The sequence below is a fragment of the Acidovorax sp. LjRoot117 genome, assembly GCF_964252695.1.
Classification (GTDB): domain Bacteria; phylum Pseudomonadota; class Gammaproteobacteria; order Burkholderiales; family Burkholderiaceae_C; genus Acidovorax.
In genome coordinates this window covers 619,234-634,936 of the sequence record NZ_CAXUPO020000002.1, presented here as the reverse complement: position 1 = coordinate 634,936, position 15,703 = coordinate 619,234, and the positions used below count along the sequence as shown (strand labels likewise).

The following is a 15,703-nucleotide window of genomic DNA, read 5'->3' as shown; positions in this document are numbered from 1 at the left end:
TTTCACTACCCCATCAGGCACTGACGAGCGCCCGCATCCAGTCGGGCAGGTCCGTGGCCTTCTGCCGCGGAAAGTCCACCCAGATGGTGGTGGCACCGCCTGCCGCGCACACCACGCCCGGCTGGTCCACGCGCTCCATGGTGCCCCAGGTCTCGAAAGTGGTGCGGCCCGGGTCGCTCACGTAGAGCTTGAGCAGCACATCGGCCGGGTACTCCAGCTGCCGGTAGAAGTTGCAGAACGCATTGACGATGACCGGCCCCTGGCCCTGCGGGTCGGGGTTGCAGCCCACCGACACCAGCCAGTCGATGCGCGCCGTCTCCAGGTACCTGAAGTACACCGTGTTGTTGACATGGCCCATCGCATCCATGTCGCCCCAGCGCACAGGAAAACGCATCTCGTAGACCAGCTTCTTGGCTTCAGGAATTTCAATCTTCATCGATAGTCCAGTTTGGTGGTACCGCCCAGGTCTGTGAAACTGGCGCTGCCCCATGCCAGTGCCACCGTGGAACTGGCTCCGCCAGGCCACCGGTGGCGTCCCCCCTCGGGGGATGGCGCGCAGCGCCTCAGGGCGGCTTCCTGTTCCGGGGGCTTCCTATACAGCGAAGCCGTCGTCAGCGGCGATGACGGCGCCGTTGATGAAATGGCTCTGGTCGCTGGCCAGCATGACCAGCAAGGCATCCAGGTCCTGCGGGCTGCCCACGCGTTTGCGGGGGAGCATGGCGATGAGCTTCTTGCCCTGCTCGGTGTCCCAGTGGTGGTGGTTGATCTCGGTGTCGATGTAGCCGGGGCAGATCGCGTTGGTGTTGATGCCGAACTTGCCCCATTCCATGGCCATGGCGCGGGTCATCTGCACCACGGCGGCCTTGCTCATGCAGTAGGCGCCGATCTGCGGCAGCACCTTGAGGCCCGCCATCGAGGCGATGTTGATGATGCGCCCACCCGTGAAGCTGCCTGGCGCAGCACCGCGCGAGCGGGCCAACATGCGCTTGCCGACCTCCTGCGCCACGAAGAATGCACCCTTCACGTTGGTGTCGAAGATGAAGTCGTAGTCCTCGGGCGTCACGTCCTGCAGGCGCTGCGTGGTGCTCACGCCCGAGTTGTTGACCAGGATGTCGATGGAGCCCATCTCGGTCTCGGCATGCGCGACGGCAGACTTGATGGAGTCATGGTCGGTCACATCGAGCTCGATCACGTGGGCGTCACCGCCCTCGCCTTCGATGCGCGCGCGCAGCTCCTTGAGCTTTTCCACCCGGCGGCTGGCCAGCACCACCCCGGCGCCGGCGCGGGCCAGCGTGCGGGCAAACTGTGCGCCCAGGCCGCTGGAGGCGCCGGTGATGAAGGCCACCCGGCCGGACAAGTCGATGCTGTAAGCCATTTAGAGTCTCTCCACTCAACAAAATAGAACGGTCGTTCGATTGTCGCTATTCCATGAATACAATCAGTCGCCAGCCAGACAGGGCATTGCATCCTGTTCTGTTCAAAATATCCATTATCAAACGCCCGACGAGAAGCCCATGACAAACGAAGAAATCATCGCCCAGTATGGTCCCCGTGAATCGATGGAATACGACGTGGTGGTCGTCGGTGGCGGCCCCGGCGGCCTGGCCACCGCGATCCGTCTGAAGCAGCTGGCTGCCGAAAAGGGCCAGGATGTCTCGGTGGTGGTGCTGGAAAAAGGCTCCGAGCCCGGCGCGCACATCCTGTCGGGCGCCATCATGGACCCCAAGGCACTGACCGAGCTGATCCCCGACTGGAAAAAGCGCGGCGCACCCCTCAAGCAGCCCGTCACCGACGACGCCTACATCTTCCTGTCGGAAAAATCGGGCCTGCGCGTGCCCAATGTGTTTCTGCCCCCCTTCGCGCAGAACCACGGCAACTACATCGTGCGCCTGGGCGACGTGACCAAATGGATGGCCGAGCAGGCCGAGGCCCTGGGCGTGGAGATCTTCCCCGGCTTTGCCGCCGCCGAAGTGCTCTACAACGAGAATGGTTCGGTCAAGGGCGTGGCCACTGGCAACATGGGCGTGGGCAAGGACGGCGAGCCTACCGAGAACTTCCAGCTGGGCATGGAACTGCTGGGCAAGTACACCGTGTTCGCCGAAGGCGCACGCGGCCACCTGGGCCGCCAGCTGATCGAGCGCTTTCACCTGTCCGAAGGGCGCGACCCGCAAAGCTTCGGCCTGGGCGTGAAGGAACTGTGGGAGATCGACCCCAAGAAGCACCAGCCCGGCTTCGTGATGCACACCGCCGGCTGGCCGATGGAGAACGACACCTACGGCGGCGCATTCCTGTACCACCTGGACGACAACAAGGTCGCGCTCGGCTTCGTGACCGGGCTGGGCTACAAGAACCCCTACCTCAGCCCGTTCGAGGAATTCCAGCGCTGGAAAACCCACCCCAACGTCCGCTACTACTTCGAGAACGAAAAAGGCGAGATCACGGCCAAGCGCCTGTCCTACGGCGCGCGCGCCATCAACGCCAGCGGCATCAACGCCCTGCCCAAGACCATCTTCCCGGGTGGCGCACTCGTGGGCTGCAACGCAGGCTACCTGAACGTGGGCCGCATCAAGGGCAGCCACGCCGCCATCAAGACGGGCATGCTGGCCGCCGAGGCTGCGTACGACGCCGTCGTGGCCGGCCGCCAGCACGACGAACTCAAGGCCTACCCCAAGGCTTTCGAGGAAAGCTGGCTCTACACCGAGCTGAACAAGGACCGCAACTTCAAGAACTGGTTCAAGTACGGCCTGACCACGGCCACGGTGATGAACGGCTTCGAGCAGCTGATACTGCGCGGCCGCATGCCCTGGACGCTGCACCGTGACAAGCCCGACCACGCCTACCTCAAGCCCGCGGCCGAGTGCAAGCCCATCGTCTACCCCAAGCCCGATGGCAAGCTCACGTTCGACCGCCTGAGCAGCGTGTTCATCAGCAACACCAACCACGAAGAGAACCAGCCGGCCCACCTGACGCTCAAGGACGCGAGCGTGCCGGTCAACATCAACCTGGCCAAGTACGCCGGCCCCGAGGCGCGCTACTGCCCGGCGGGTGTGTACGAGTTCGTGCCCGATGTGGCCAAGGGCGGCGACGCGCAGCGCCTGCAGATCAACGCGCAAAACTGCGTGCACTGCAAGACCTGCGACATCAAGGACCCGACGCAGAACATCGTGTGGGTCACGCCCGAAGGTGGCGGCGGCCCGAACTACTCGGGCATGTGACCCGCGCTGGCGATACACCGCCAGCCACCCAGATCAAAGGGCCTGCCATGCAGGCCCTTTTTCATGGCGCGGGCCCGCAGGCCCGGTTCACTCAGCGGCCACGCATTCGCCGAACCCGCCACCGCCCGGGGTGGAGATCTCGAACACATCGCCCGGCTCCATCTGCGCGGCGCCGATGTGGCCCAGCTCCTCGACCTGGCCGTTCGCGCGCAGCACCCGGTTGGCGCCTGCGCGGCCCGGCTGGCCGCCCGCCATGCCGAAGGCGGGGTTGAGCCGCCCGTTGGACAGGATGCTGGCCGTCATGGCCTCCAGAAAGCGCACGCGCCGCACGCCGCCGTCACCACCGGCCCAGCGCCCCGCGCCGCCTGACCCACGCTGGATCTCGTAGCTGTCGAGCACCACCGGGAAGCGGAACTCCAGCACCTCGGGGTCCGTGAGGCGCGAGTTGGTCATGTGGGTCTGGACCACGCTCGTGCCGTCGAACCCGCGCACCGCGCGGCCTGATGCATCGAACACCGCACCCGCACCGCTGCCGCCGGCAATGGTTTCGTAGTACTGGTACTGCGCGTTGCCGAAGGTGAAGTTGTTCATCGTGGGCTGGCTGCCCGCCATCACGCCCAGGGCGCCGAACAGCGCGTTGGTGATGCAGGTGGAGGTCTCCACATTGCCCGCCACCACCGAGGCCGGCGGGTTGGGGTTGAGCATGGAGCCCTGCGGGATGATGACCTGCAAGGGCTTCAAGCACCCGGCGTTGAGCGGAATATCGTCGTCCACCAGCGTGCGGAACACGTACAGCACCGCGGCCATGCACACCGCACGCGGCGCGTTGAAGTTGTTGGTCTGCTGCGCGCTGGTGCCCGCAAAGTCGATCACCGCGCTGCGCTCGGCCACGTTGACCTTGACCGACACGCTGATCTGCGCGCCGTTGTCGAGCGGCAGGGTGAACTGCCCGTCCTTGAGCTGCGTGATCACGCGGCGCACCGACTCTTCGGCGTTGTCCTGCACATGGCGCATGTAGGCCTGCACGACGGGCAGGCCGAACTGCTCCACCATCTTGGAGAGTTCCTGCACGCCCTTTTCGTTGGCCGCGATCTGCGCGCGCAGGTCGGCCAGGTTCTGCTGGGGGTTGCGGCTGGGGTACTGGGTGGTGCCGCCGCCCGTGGCCAGCAGCGTGCGCACCTCCTCTTCCAGGAAGATGCCGCGGTCCACCAGCTTCACGTTGTTGATCTGCACGCCCTCTTCGTCGATGCGCGTGGAAAACGGCGGCATGGAGCCCGGCGTGGTGCCGCCAATGTCCGCATGGTGGCCCCGGCTGCCGACGTAGAACGTGGGCTCTGCGCCTGCGGCCACGTAGACCGGCGTGATCACCGTCACATCGGGCAGATGGGTGCCGCCGTGGTAGGGGTCGTTGAGCATGAACACATCGCCCGGGTGCATCTTGCCGGTGTTCTCGCGGATCACGGTCTTGATGCTCTCGCCCATCGAACCCAGGTGCACCGGCATGTGCGGCGCGTTGGCAATGAGGTTGCCGGCAGCATCGAACAACGCGCAGCTGAAGTCCAGGCGCTCCTTGATGTTCACCGAATAGGCCGTGTTCTGCAGCTGCAGGCCCATCTGCTCGGCGATGTTCATGAACAGGTTGTTGAACACCTCCAGCAGCACCGGGTCCACCGTGGTGCCGGCGGCGTACTGGACCTTGCGCGCGGTCACGCGGTCCAGCACCAGGTGGTCCAGGTCGGTCAGGCGCGCCGACCAGCCGGGCTCCACCACGGTGGTGGTGTTCTTCTCGGCAATGATCGCGGGGCCCGGGACCACGTCGCCGGGGCGCAGGTCCTCGCGCACCACCAGGGCTGCGTCGTGCCACTCGCTGCCCGAATACATCTGCACCGTCTCGCGCAGCGGGTGCTTGCGGTGGGCGTGCACCGGCAGGCGCGGCTCGGCGGGCGCATCGCCGGCGATCACCGCCTCGACCGACACTGCCTCCACCACCAGGCCCTTGCCCACCATCAGGAAGGCAAAGCGCTGGCGGTACGCCGCTTCGAAGGCGGACTGGATGGTCGCCATGTCGCCGAAGGGCACGACCAGCGCGGAGTCGGTGCCCTCGTAGCGCACATGCACGTTGTGGCGCACCTGCACGGGGTTGGCGCTGACCTGCTGGCGCTCCAGCTCGGCCTGGGCGGCAGAGCCCAGCGCGTCCAGCCGCTCGGCAATCAGGGGCAGCACCTCGGTGGCGAGCGGCATCTCCACCGCCTGCTCACGGATCACGTTCTGGTCCGCCAGGCCCATGCCGTAGGCGCTGAGCACGCCCGCCAGCGGGTGCACGAACACCCGCGTCATGCCCAGGGCGTCGGCCACCAGGCAGGCGTGCTGGCCGCCCGCGCCGCCAAAGCACTGCAGCGTGTAGCGCGTGACGTCGTAGCCGCGCGCCACGCTGATCTTCTTGATCGCGTTGGCCATCTGCTGCACGGCGATCTGGATGAAGCCTTCGGCCACTTCCTCGGGCTTGCGCTGGGTCTGCGTGGCGATGTCCTGAAAACGTGCGCGCACCGCGTCGGCATCCAGCGTCTCGTTGGCGGCAGGGCCGAACACGCTGGGGAAGTAGCGTGGCTGCACCTTGCCGACCATCACGTTCGCGTCCGTCACGGCCAGCGGGCCGCCGCGGCGGTAGCTGACGGGGCCGGGGTTGGCACCCGCGCTCTCCGGGCCCACCCGGAACCGCGATCCGTCGTACGCCAGCACCGACCCGCCGCCGGCTGCCACCGTATGGATGCTCATCATGGGTGCGCGCATGCGCACGCCGGCCACATGGGTTTCGAACTCGCGCTCGAACGCACCGGCGTAGTGGCTCACGTCGGTGGACGTGCCGCCCATGTCGAAGCCGATGACCTTCTCATGCCCCGCCAGCCCTGCGGTGCGCGCCATGCCCACGATGCCGCCGGCCGGGCCGGACAGTATGGCGTCCTTGCCCTGGAAGGTGCCCGCATCGGTGAGGCCACCGGACGACTGCATGAAGAACAGCTTGACGCCCGGCATCTCGCTGGCCACCTGGTCCACGTAGCGGCGCAGGATGGGCGAGAGGTATGCATCCACCACCGTGGTGTCGCCGCGGCTCACGAACTTCATCATGGGGCTGGTTTCATGCGATGTGCTGATCTGCGTGAACCCGACCGACCGCGCGATGCGCTGCGCCGCCTTTTCGTGCTGCGCGTAGCGGTAGCCGTGCATGAACACGATGGCCACGCTGCGCAGGCCGCGCGCGTAGGCTGCCAGCAAATCGCCGCGCAGCGTGGGCTCGTCCAGGGGCAGCATCACGCTGCCGTGCGCACCCATGCGTTCGCGGGCCTCGATCACCTCGGTGTAGAGCAGCTCGGGCAACTGGATATGGCGGTCGAACAGGCGCGGACGGTTCTGGTACGCGATGCGCAGCGCATCGCGAAAGCCGCGCGTGGTGACCAGCAGCGTGGGCTCGCCCTTGCGCTCCAGCAGTGCATTGGTGGCCACGGTGGTGCCCATCTTCACGCACTCGACCTGGGCAGGCGTCACCGGCTCGCCGGGCTTGAGCCCCAGCAGGTGGCGTATGCCCGCCACCGCGGCGTCCTTGTACTGCTCGGGGTTTTCGGACAGCAGCTTGTGGGTGGTGAGCGAGCCATCGGGCCGCTTGGCCACGATGTCGGTGAAAGTGCCGCCCCGGTCGATCCAGAACTGCCAGCGGGGCGTGTGTGTGGGGGGTGTCAGGTTATTCATGGTGTGATGGTTCCGACAGTTGAGAAAGGGAAAAACGGAATGCCGCAGCGCCTTTCAGCGCTGCGTGTAGTACGGAATGAAAAGCTGGTTGGCCTCGCTGCCCACCGATCGCACCCACTCCCGCGAGAAGCGTTCGCCCAGCCGCTTGAGTTCGGCGTTGAGCTCGGCGGTGGGGCGCTCCACCTTGATGCCCTTGCGCTGCAGTTCGCCGACCGACTCCTGCGCGATGGCCTCGCTCATCGCCCAGCCGCGGGTTTCCGCCTCGGCTGCCGCCTTGGTGACGGCCTGGCGCACGGGTGGCGGCAGCGCGTCGAACGCCTGCTGGTTGACGAACACGATGTTCTTGGGGAACCACGCGTCGATGCCGTAGTACTGGCGGATCTGGCCCCAGACCTGGTTCTCCACGCCGGTGAGGGCTGAGGTGATCATGGAGTCGAGCTGCCCGCCGGCCAGCGCCTTGTTGACCTCGACCATGGGCACGTCCACCGGCGTGGCGCCCAGCAGCTCGGCAATGCGAACGGTGGCGGGGTTGTAGGTGCGCATGCGGGTGCCCTTGAAGTCGGCGGACGACTTCACGGGCGCCACGGAGAACAACCCCTGCGGCGGCCACGGCACCGCGTACAGGGCCTTGAGCCCCTTGCGCGCGAAATGCCCCTCGATCAGCGGCCGCTGCAGTCCCCACATGCGCCGCGCGTCGGCGTAGCTGTGCACCACGAAGGGCACGGCGTCGGCCCCTGCGATGGGCATCTCGGCCACGAGGCTGGTCATGATGGTCTCGCCTGCCTGGACCTTGCCGCCCTGCACTGCCGCAGGAATGTCGGCCAGCTTGGCCAGCGTGTTGTTGGCGTGCACCTCGATGCGCAGCGCACCCGACGATGCGGCCTCGACGTCCTGCGCGAACTGCACCAGGTTGCGCGTGTGGAACGATTCGGCACGGTAGCCCGTGGCCAGCTTCCATTGCACCGGCGTCTGGGCCAGCACATCGAAGGCGCAGCCCATCCCCGCCGCACACAGTGCGGTCATCCAAAAAGCTTTCACAGGAACTCCTGGGAGGTGAAATGACCGGCTGGCTGGGCGTGGCAGGTCGGGCACGCAGGCGCGCGGGATTAAAGGCCCAGGTACGCCTTCTTGACGCCTTCGTCGTGCAGCAGCGTCTGGGCCGGGCCTTCCATCGCAATGCGCCCGGTCTGTATGACGTAGCCGCGGTGTGCGATGGCCAGCGCCTTGTGCAGGTTCTGCTCCACCAGCAAGATGGAGACGCCCTTGGCGTTGATCTGCTGGATCACGTCCAGCACCTTGGTCACGAACTTGGGCGCGATGCCCCACGAGGGTTCGTCCAGCATCAGCAGCTTGGGCCGCGCCATCAGCCCGCGGGCGATGGCCAGCATCTGCTGCTCGCCACCGCTCATGGTGCCCGCGAGCTGCGTCGCGCGCTCCTTGAGGATGGGGAACAGCCCCAGCATCTCGTCGATGCTGCTGGCCACCTCGTGCTTGTCTCCTCGGGTGAAGGCGCCAAGCTCCAGGTTGCGCAGCACCGTGAGGCGCGGGAACAGCCGGCGCCCTTCGGGCACCAGGGATAGCCCGAGCGACACCCGCTTGTGGGCTGGCAGCCCGCCGATGGACTGGCCGTTGAAGGACACCTTGCCAGCCGCAGCCGCGTTGAGCCCTGCCACTGCGCGCAAGGTGGTGGACTTGCCGTTGCCGTTGCCGCCCACCAGGGCCACGATCTCGCCGGCCCCCACGGTAAGACTCACGTCCGAGATGGCCAGCACGTCGTCGTAGCAGACCTTGAGGTTTTGGATGTCGAGCATTTTCATTCGTCTCCCAGGTAGGCGGAGATGACGTGCGGGTCGCTGGAGACCTGTTGCGGCGTTCCCTCCGCGATCTTCACGCCCCGGTCCAGCACCACGATCTTGTCGGCGATGGGCATGATGCCCTCGAGCACGTGTTCCACGATCAGGCAGGCGATGCCCCGCTCGCGGATCTTGAGCACCACGTCCACGGCCTCGCGCACTTCGGACGGGTTCAGCCCCGCCATCACTTCATCCATCAGCAATATCTGCGGCTCGATGGCCAGCGCACGGGCCACCGCCAGGCGGCGCTGCTCGCTGATGGTCATGCTGCCCGCAGGCTTGTCGGCAAAGCGGTGCAGGTTGACGAACGCCAGCCACTGCATCGCCGAAGCCCGGGCCTTGGCCACGTTGTGCTGCAGCAGCATGGCGCCGGTCATCACGTTCTCGCACGCCGTCATGCTGGTGAAGCTGCGCGCCACCTGGAAGGTGCGGCCCACGCCGGCACGGGCACAGGCCTCGGGCGGCAGCCCGGCGATGTTGCGACCGCCCAGCAGGATGCTGCCCTCTGTGGGCGCGAAGTAGCCCGCCACGCAGTTGAACATGGTGGTCTTGCCCGCGCCGTTGGGACCGATGAGCCCCACGACGGTGCCCTTGTCCACATCGAAAGAGACGTCCTGGTTGGCGGTCAGCCCGCCAAAGCGCTTGCTGACCTGTTTGACTTCGAGCAGTTTCATCAGACCTCTCCCTTTGCCGACTGCAGGGGCGCAGCGCCGGCTGCATGCTCGGCCACCTGGCGCGATGCGTCGGCCCGGGCCGCCCGCCGCTCCTTGAAGCTCTTGACCCATCCGAGAATCCCCATGGGGTAGTACACGGCGATCAGGATGATCATGGTGGCGTAGATGATCACGTCCGTGCCCCGGCCCGTGCCACCGAAGACGATGCGTGTGAACTCTTCGATGCTGGTGAGCACGATGGAACCCACCACCGGACCGAACAGCGTGCCCACCCCGCCCAGGATGGCCACCAGGGCCATCTTGATCGACAGCGCCGTGGACAGCACCGAGCCCGGGTCGATGAACAGCTCCTTCTGGGCATACAGGCTGCCCCCCAGCGCCGCAAAGAAGGCGCTCAGCGACAGGGCCACCTGCTTGTAGCGGGCGATGTTGATGCCCACGCTCCGCGCAGCATCGGGCTCGTCCTTGATGGCCCGGAAGTAGTAGCCCAGGTAGCTGCGCTCCACCCACCAGTTGGCGGCCAGGGTCAGCACCAGCAGGCCCAGCGCCAGCCAGTAGTACGGCAGCTTGGTGGCGAAGTTCATCCACAGCCAGCCCTGCTTGTCCATGGGCACGTACAGGCCCACGGCGGCGCCGCCGTACTCCCACTCGTTGAAGAAGATCTGCACCAGCTCGGCCACGGCAATGGTGGCCATGGCGAAATAGTGGCCCTTCAAGCGAAAGCACGACCAGCCGAACGCCAGGCTGAGCAAGGCCGACAGGGCCCCGCCGATCAGCGCGCCGATCCACGGGTTGACGCCGAACTTGAGCAGCAGCAGCGTGGAGGTGTAGGCCCCCAGCCCGAAGAACGCGGCATGGCCCAGGGACACTTGCCCGGCGTACCCGCCGAGCATGTTCCACGCCACGCCCAGCTGGGCGGCCATGAGCACGAGGATAGCCATGTTCAGGTGCGACGCATCCACGAAGGACGGCAGCGCCAGGGTGGCCAGCAGCAGCGCTGCGATAAGGATTGAGTTTTTCATGGTGATCACGCCTTGCCCATGAGGCCTTGCGGGCGGAACATCAGCACTCCGAGGAAGAGCACCAGCACCACCGCGGTCTTGTACTGGGGCCCGAGCAGCAGGCCCCCCATCACCTCGATCACGCCGACCAGGATCCCGGCCCAGAAGGCACCGGTGATGCTGCCGAAGCCGCCCAGGTTCACCACCACGAAGGCCAGCAGGATGAAGTTCGCGCCGACGTCCGGAAAGATGGGAAAGAAGGTGGACAGCAGCACCCCGGCAGCGCCGGCGCAGGCAGCAGCCACACCCCAGGCCAGCGCAAACATCTTGTGCGAATCGATGCCCATGAGGCGCGCGGCTTCCTTGTCGGACGCGGTGGCTTCCAGCGCCGCTCCCAGGCGCGTCTTGTTGAGGAAGAAGTAGATGAGGCCGGTGATGACGATGGCCCCGATGCCCGCCACCAGCTGGGGCTGCCCGACCTGCACGCCGAAGCCCTTGACGGTGCCGCTGACCAGCGAGTTCTCGATGGAGCGGAAGTCGGGCTTCCAGAAGAACTGGGCCACGCCGCGCAGCAGGATCATGATTCCGAAGGTCGTGAAGATCTGCGAGAGCATGGGCGCATTGATGATGCGCACGATCACGAACTGGTACAGCAGCACACCGAACGCGAACAGCATGAGGACCGTGAGCGGCAGGGTATAGAGGGGGTCGAGCGCGTACAGCGAGAACATCCAGAACGCCGAGTACATGCCCAGCATCAGGAACTCACCGTGCGCGAAGTTAACGATGTCCATGACCCCGAAAATCATGGTCAATCCGATCGCAACCAGCGCATATATCAACCCGATCATCACGCCCGAGGCCAGCGTCTGAAACAGAATTTCCGCAGTCATGGTTTTCTTTCAGGATTCAGCCCGTGGGGCCTTCACTTGCGCTGGTCCCACTTGGGCATGGGCCACACCACTTCGCGGGTTGCCATGTTGAAGGGCCAGACCGTGTGGTACTTGCCGTCGATGATCTGCACCAGGATGCCGCGGCCCAGCGTGTTCTGGCCCGAGGTGTCGAACTTCACACCCTTCCACGGCATGATGATGTCGTCGGCCCGGATGTTGGTCTGCGTGAGCGCGGTGCGCACGGCCTCGGGCTCGGTGGAGCCCGCACGGTTGATCGCGTCGGCCATCACCATCAGGCCGGTGAAGGTGCGCGAGCTGTTGCCGGTGAAGTTGATCTTGTAGCGCTTTTGAAAGAGGTCGTTGACCTCCTTGATCATCGGATTGCGCGTGGCCAGGTCCAGCGCCCAGGTCTCGCGGGTGATGATGAAGTCGGCGTCCTTGCCCAGTGTCCTTATGAAGTCGGTGTCGGTGAACCCGGCGTTGTTGGCCAGGATCATGTCGGGCGAGAAGCCCAGTTCCTTGTACGTCTTGATGGACATGATGGCGTCCGCCGTGTACGACGACTGCAGCACCAGGTTGGGGTTGGCCGCCTTCAGGGTCTGCACTTCGGACGTGAGCTGCGTGGTCTTGGCCGGGTAGGACACCTGCTTGACGATGTTCTGGCCGAACTCTGTCGCCAGCTTGGTCTGCAGCTTGGTCGTCTCGGCGCCCCACAGGCCGTTCTCGTTGAGCGATGCGATCACCTTGGGCTTGATGCCCCGCTTGGCCTCGAACTCCTTCAAAAACTCGAACGCGTTGTGCACGAACAGATCGTCATGCGGCGTGGTGCGGAAGAACCACTTGAAGTTGCGCTGCGTGAGCGAGGCCGAGGACGACTCGGGGTTCAGGAACGGAATGCCGGCCCGTTCGGCCACCTGGCTGGCCGTGGCCGTCACGTTGCTGTTGTACGAACCGATCAGGGCGACCACCTTTTCCTGGGTGATCAGGCGCTCGGCTTCCGTCGCGCCGATCTGCGGGTTGGACTGGTGGTCGGCGAACACGAGCTTGATCTTGGCGCCCTTGAGGTTGGGCAGGCCCTTGCCGGCCGCGAACGGCAGGTTGGGGACTGAGGGAGCACCGTTGTTGACGATGTCGGCGGCCAGCTCCAGCGCACTGCGCAGCTCGGCGCCCACGGCCGCGCCGGTGCCGGTCAGCGGGTAGATCACGCCGATCTTGACTTCCTGCTGCGCATGGGCGGCCAAGGTCATGCAGGCACCGCCGATAGCCGCGGCCACACGGGCCCAGAGGGTCTTTTTCATCTCAGATACTCCTTTGAAAGGTTGAAAGATTCGTCGCGGGGTGAAGAACTCAGAAAGACGCGAGGTGGTGGTTGAGCAACGAGGTCACCAACATGGCCCCGGGTGCGTGCGTGATGCAGAACGCAGGCTGCGCGGTCAGGATGGCCGACTGGGGGGTGACGCCACAGGCCCAGAAGACAGGGATGTCGCCGGGGGCCAGCTCCACCGCGTCGCCGTAGTCGGGCCGGGCCAGGTCCTTGATGCCGATGAGCGAGGGGTCGCCGATGTGCACCGGTGCCCCATGCACATTGGGGAAGCGCGAGGTGACCTGGACCGCCCGGATGACATCGGCCGCGGGCATGGGCCGCATGGACACGACCATGGCGCCGCTGAAGGGACCGGCAGGCTCGGTCGCGATGTTGGTGCGGTACATCGCCACGTTGCGGCTCTCGTCGATGTGGCGCAGGCGGATGCCGGCCTCCTGCAGCGCATGCTCGAACGAGAATGAGCAGCCCAGCACGAAAGTCACCAGGTCGGGGCGCCACAGGTCCGTGATGTCGGCGACTTCGTCCTTGAGCTCGCCGTGGCGCCAGACGCGGTACATCGGCACATCGCTGCGGATGTCGATGTCCTCGCCCAGGCTGGGCAGGCCCACCTGGCCGGGCTCGCCCACGGCCAGCACCGGGCAGGGCTTGGGGTTGCGCTGGCAAAAGCGCAGGAAGTCGCCGGCCAGCGCCTCGGGCAGGATGACGAGGTTGCCCTGCACATGGCCATGCGCCAGGCCACTGGTGTGCAGGGTCCACAGCCCTTTGCGAATGACGCCGCGCACATGGGCTGCGTCGCCGTGGCCCTCAGGGCCGAAGGCTGCCAGTGTGTTTTTTGCTTCCGGTTCCACCGTGTTTCCTCGCATCGAAAAATGTCAAATGCATGACGATGGGAGGATTGTGTTGGCGGGGTGCGAGCACTGGCAAATTCAAAAATTTTCTCTCACTTCATCGATTTTTTCGATGCACTACCCTGGAGCACACTTCACCCAACTTGGTGCTCAGTAAAAACCCTAGGACTCTGAAATCCACGCCGTCGCGCCCCTGGCCGATACCTCCGCAAGCCCCGTGCGGCGGGCTTTTGTGGCCGATGGTGATAACGCGCCATCCAGACGATGCCGGCCGCGCCCGGGCTTGTGCGTGCCGATGGCATGCACCAACAGCAGGCACTGGAACGCGATGGACACCGTTGGAGAGTGCGCGCGGCAGCCACGCAGCGCACCCCAAAGGCTTGCGCAGTGCGCAGGCCACCGCCGTGGCGACGCGGGAGACGCGCCGTCCGTCAGCTTGGCTTCAGGTTTTGGCGCGCACCTTGGTGCGTTCGGACTGCAGTTCGAGGAACGCCATGGCCGAGCGCACCACGCTGTCGACCGGGGTGGACGGGTCTTCGCGGTAGCTCAGGTGGATGGGCAAGGGCCGCAACTCCGTGTCGCAGGCCAGCGCCCGCAGGTCCGGAAACGCCAGCAGCCGCTGCACGGCGTGGCGCGGCAAGGTCGCGATGCCAAAGCCGCCCTGCACCAACTGCACCATGGCCGAGATGGACGAGATGGTGTGCACGCGGCGCGGCTCCACCTGGGCCTGGCGCAGCGCATCCAGCAACGTTACGTGCGGGTGCGATCCGCGCTGGAAGGTCAGGATGTCCATCTCGGCGAAATCCGCCAGCGCGTAGCGCCGCTTGCGGTGCAGCTTGCTGTTGCCGACGAACACCATCTCCATGGGCGCCAGGGCCTGGGTGCGGATGCCTTCGGCGGACGCCGGCAGCGCCGCGAACACCGTGTCCAGCGCGCCGCGGCGGATCTGGTCCAACAGCACGGGCGTGGTTTCCATGGTGAGTTCAAGCTCCAGCGCCGGGTTGTCCTTGCGCAACTGCTCGATCCACGGGATCAGCCAGGAGTGCAGCACCGACTCGATCGCGCCCAGTCGGATGGAGACTTCCATCGGCCCGCCCGACCCCATCTCTGCCTTCAGCTGGCGCTGCAGCTCCAGCATGCGCTTGGCATAGGTCAGAAACCGCGTGCCCGCCACCGTGAGCTTGAAGCGCTTGTCGCTGCGGTCCAGCAGCAGCACGCCCAGCTCTTCCTCCAGCGCCGCCACGCGGCTGGACATGGCCGACTGGGTGAGGAACAGTTTTTCGGCGGCGCGCGTCACGCTGCGCAGGGACGCGACCCAGTAGAAGGCTTCGACGAAACGCAGGTTCATGGTGTGTGGCGCGGTACTGGCGGTGTGGACGGTGTGAGCAGTGCGGGCGATGTATGCGGCGGCTGGATTCTGCACCTGTGCCAGCCCGCAGAGCAGCGAACGTGCCAGCGCCTTAGGCCTTAGTCCACGTAGAGCGGCATGTCGGCTTTTTTCAGCGTGCGCAGCACGAAGCTCGAGCGGCTGTGGCGTATGCCCTTGATCTTGTAGAGCTTCTCGCGCAGCAACCGCTCGTAGTCGCGCGTGTCCTTGACCACCACGCGCAGCAGATAGTCGTAGTCGCCCGAGACTAGGTGGGCTTCGATCACTTCCGGAATGCTGGCCAGCGTCTCGCCGAACTTCTCCAGCGTGTTGTCCGAATGGCTGTCGAGCGTAACCTGCACCAGCACCGTGTCGGGCAGCCCCAGCGCCTGCGGGTTGAGCCGTACGGTGTAGCCCTGGATGACACCGGCCTCTTCCATCTTCTTGATGCGGCCCCAACACGGCGAAGGGCTCAGGCCGACGGCCTGCCCGATCTCCTGCAGACTGGCGCGCGCGTCGCCCTGCAGCACAGCGAGAATTTTTCTGTCTAGACGGTCCATGCTGCGGATTATTCCTTGAACTCCGCAGATGCAAAAGGATTTTCTGCAACAGCCAACTTTTGAAGCAAAGAACAGCAAGAACTACCGGCGCTTGCCGCGCATACTTCATCCATCAAGGCGTTCTTACCGGAGCGCACGAACTGACAGGGCCCCGGACCGGTTACCGCCGGACCGGGGCACTTGGCAAGACGGCAGCGGCGGCACACGCTTTTGCACACATCCGCA

Annotated in this window: 13 protein-coding genes; 1 reads left to right on the top strand and 12 read right to left on the bottom strand. The window is 65.7% G+C overall.

Annotated elements, in window-relative coordinates:
* Nucleotides 1–13: 13 nt before the first annotated feature.
* On the bottom strand, nt 14–436 hold the full coding sequence (locus ACSQ3D_RS08235) for an acyl-CoA thioesterase (RefSeq protein ID WP_056168568.1): 423 nt from the start codon (nt 434–436) through the stop codon (nt 14–16).
* Nucleotides 437–592: 156 nt separating this feature from the next.
* Entirely contained in the window at nt 593–1,375 is a 783-nt protein-coding gene (locus ACSQ3D_RS08230; protein WP_056168565.1) for an SDR family oxidoreductase, read from the bottom strand.
* 139 nt (nt 1,376–1,514) lie between these two features.
* Here ACSQ3D_RS08230 and ACSQ3D_RS08225 point away from each other — a divergent pair, with 139 nt between their 5' ends.
* Nucleotides 1,515–3,215 carry an electron transfer flavoprotein-ubiquinone oxidoreductase gene (locus ACSQ3D_RS08225; RefSeq protein WP_056412435.1) on the top strand — a complete coding sequence of 567 codons (1,701 nt, stop codon included), beginning with the start codon at nt 1,515–1,517 and terminating at the stop codon, nt 3,213–3,215.
* Nucleotides 3,216–3,302: 87 nt separating this feature from the next.
* On the opposite strand, the gene ACSQ3D_RS08220 is transcribed toward ACSQ3D_RS08225, so the two are convergent.
* From ACSQ3D_RS08220 to ACSQ3D_RS08175, 10 genes are all read right to left on the bottom strand, one after another.
* The gene (locus ACSQ3D_RS08220) at nt 3,303–6,959 is read right to left on the bottom strand and encodes a hydantoinase B/oxoprolinase family protein (RefSeq protein ID WP_056412439.1); all 3,657 of its coding nucleotides are present in this window, start codon (nt 6,957–6,959) and stop codon (nt 3,303–3,305) included.
* A gap of 54 nt (nt 6,960–7,013) precedes the next feature.
* Complete coding sequence (locus ACSQ3D_RS08215) at nt 7,014–7,982, bottom strand: TRAP transporter substrate-binding protein (protein ID WP_436126731.1); 969 nt, start codon at nt 7,980–7,982, stop codon at nt 7,014–7,016.
* An 83-nt stretch (nt 7,983–8,065) separates the two neighbouring features.
* Nucleotides 8,066–8,770, bottom strand: coding sequence for an ABC transporter ATP-binding protein (locus ACSQ3D_RS08210; RefSeq protein WP_056412445.1), 705 nt, complete (start codon nt 8,768–8,770; stop codon nt 8,066–8,068).
* Between the two features lie 2 nt (nt 8,771–8,772).
* Nucleotides 8,773–9,486 (bottom strand): ABC transporter ATP-binding protein, encoded by a 714-nt coding sequence (locus tag ACSQ3D_RS08205; protein ID WP_056412448.1) that lies wholly within the window; start codon nt 9,484–9,486, stop codon nt 8,773–8,775.
* Nucleotides 9,486–10,508, bottom strand: a complete 1,023-nt coding sequence (locus tag ACSQ3D_RS08200) for a branched-chain amino acid ABC transporter permease (RefSeq protein WP_056412736.1) — start codon at nt 10,506–10,508, stop codon at nt 9,486–9,488. Before ACSQ3D_RS08200 ends, ACSQ3D_RS08205 begins: the two co-directional genes overlap by 1 nt.
* A gap of 5 nt (nt 10,509–10,513) precedes the next feature.
* On the bottom strand, nt 10,514–11,380 hold the full coding sequence (locus ACSQ3D_RS08195; protein ID WP_056168550.1) for a branched-chain amino acid ABC transporter permease: 867 nt from the start codon (nt 11,378–11,380) through the stop codon (nt 10,514–10,516).
* Nucleotides 11,381–11,412: 32 nt separating this feature from the next.
* Nucleotides 11,413–12,678 carry an ABC transporter substrate-binding protein gene (locus tag ACSQ3D_RS08190; protein ID WP_056168547.1) on the bottom strand — a complete coding sequence of 422 codons (1,266 nt, stop codon included), beginning with the start codon at nt 12,676–12,678 and terminating at the stop codon, nt 11,413–11,415.
* A 49-nt stretch (nt 12,679–12,727) separates the two neighbouring features.
* Entirely contained in the window at nt 12,728–13,486 is a 759-nt protein-coding gene (locus tag ACSQ3D_RS08185) for a putative hydro-lyase (protein ID WP_056169316.1), read from the bottom strand.
* Nucleotides 13,487–13,994: 508 nt separating this feature from the next.
* The gene (locus ACSQ3D_RS08180) at nt 13,995–14,900 is read right to left on the bottom strand and encodes a LysR family transcriptional regulator (protein ID WP_056168545.1); all 906 of its coding nucleotides are present in this window, start codon (nt 14,898–14,900) and stop codon (nt 13,995–13,997) included.
* 119 nt (nt 14,901–15,019) lie between these two features.
* On the bottom strand, nt 15,020–15,478 hold the full coding sequence (locus ACSQ3D_RS08175) for an Lrp/AsnC family transcriptional regulator (RefSeq protein ID WP_436126525.1): 459 nt from the start codon (nt 15,476–15,478) through the stop codon (nt 15,020–15,022).
* Nucleotides 15,479–15,703 lie beyond the last annotated feature (225 nt).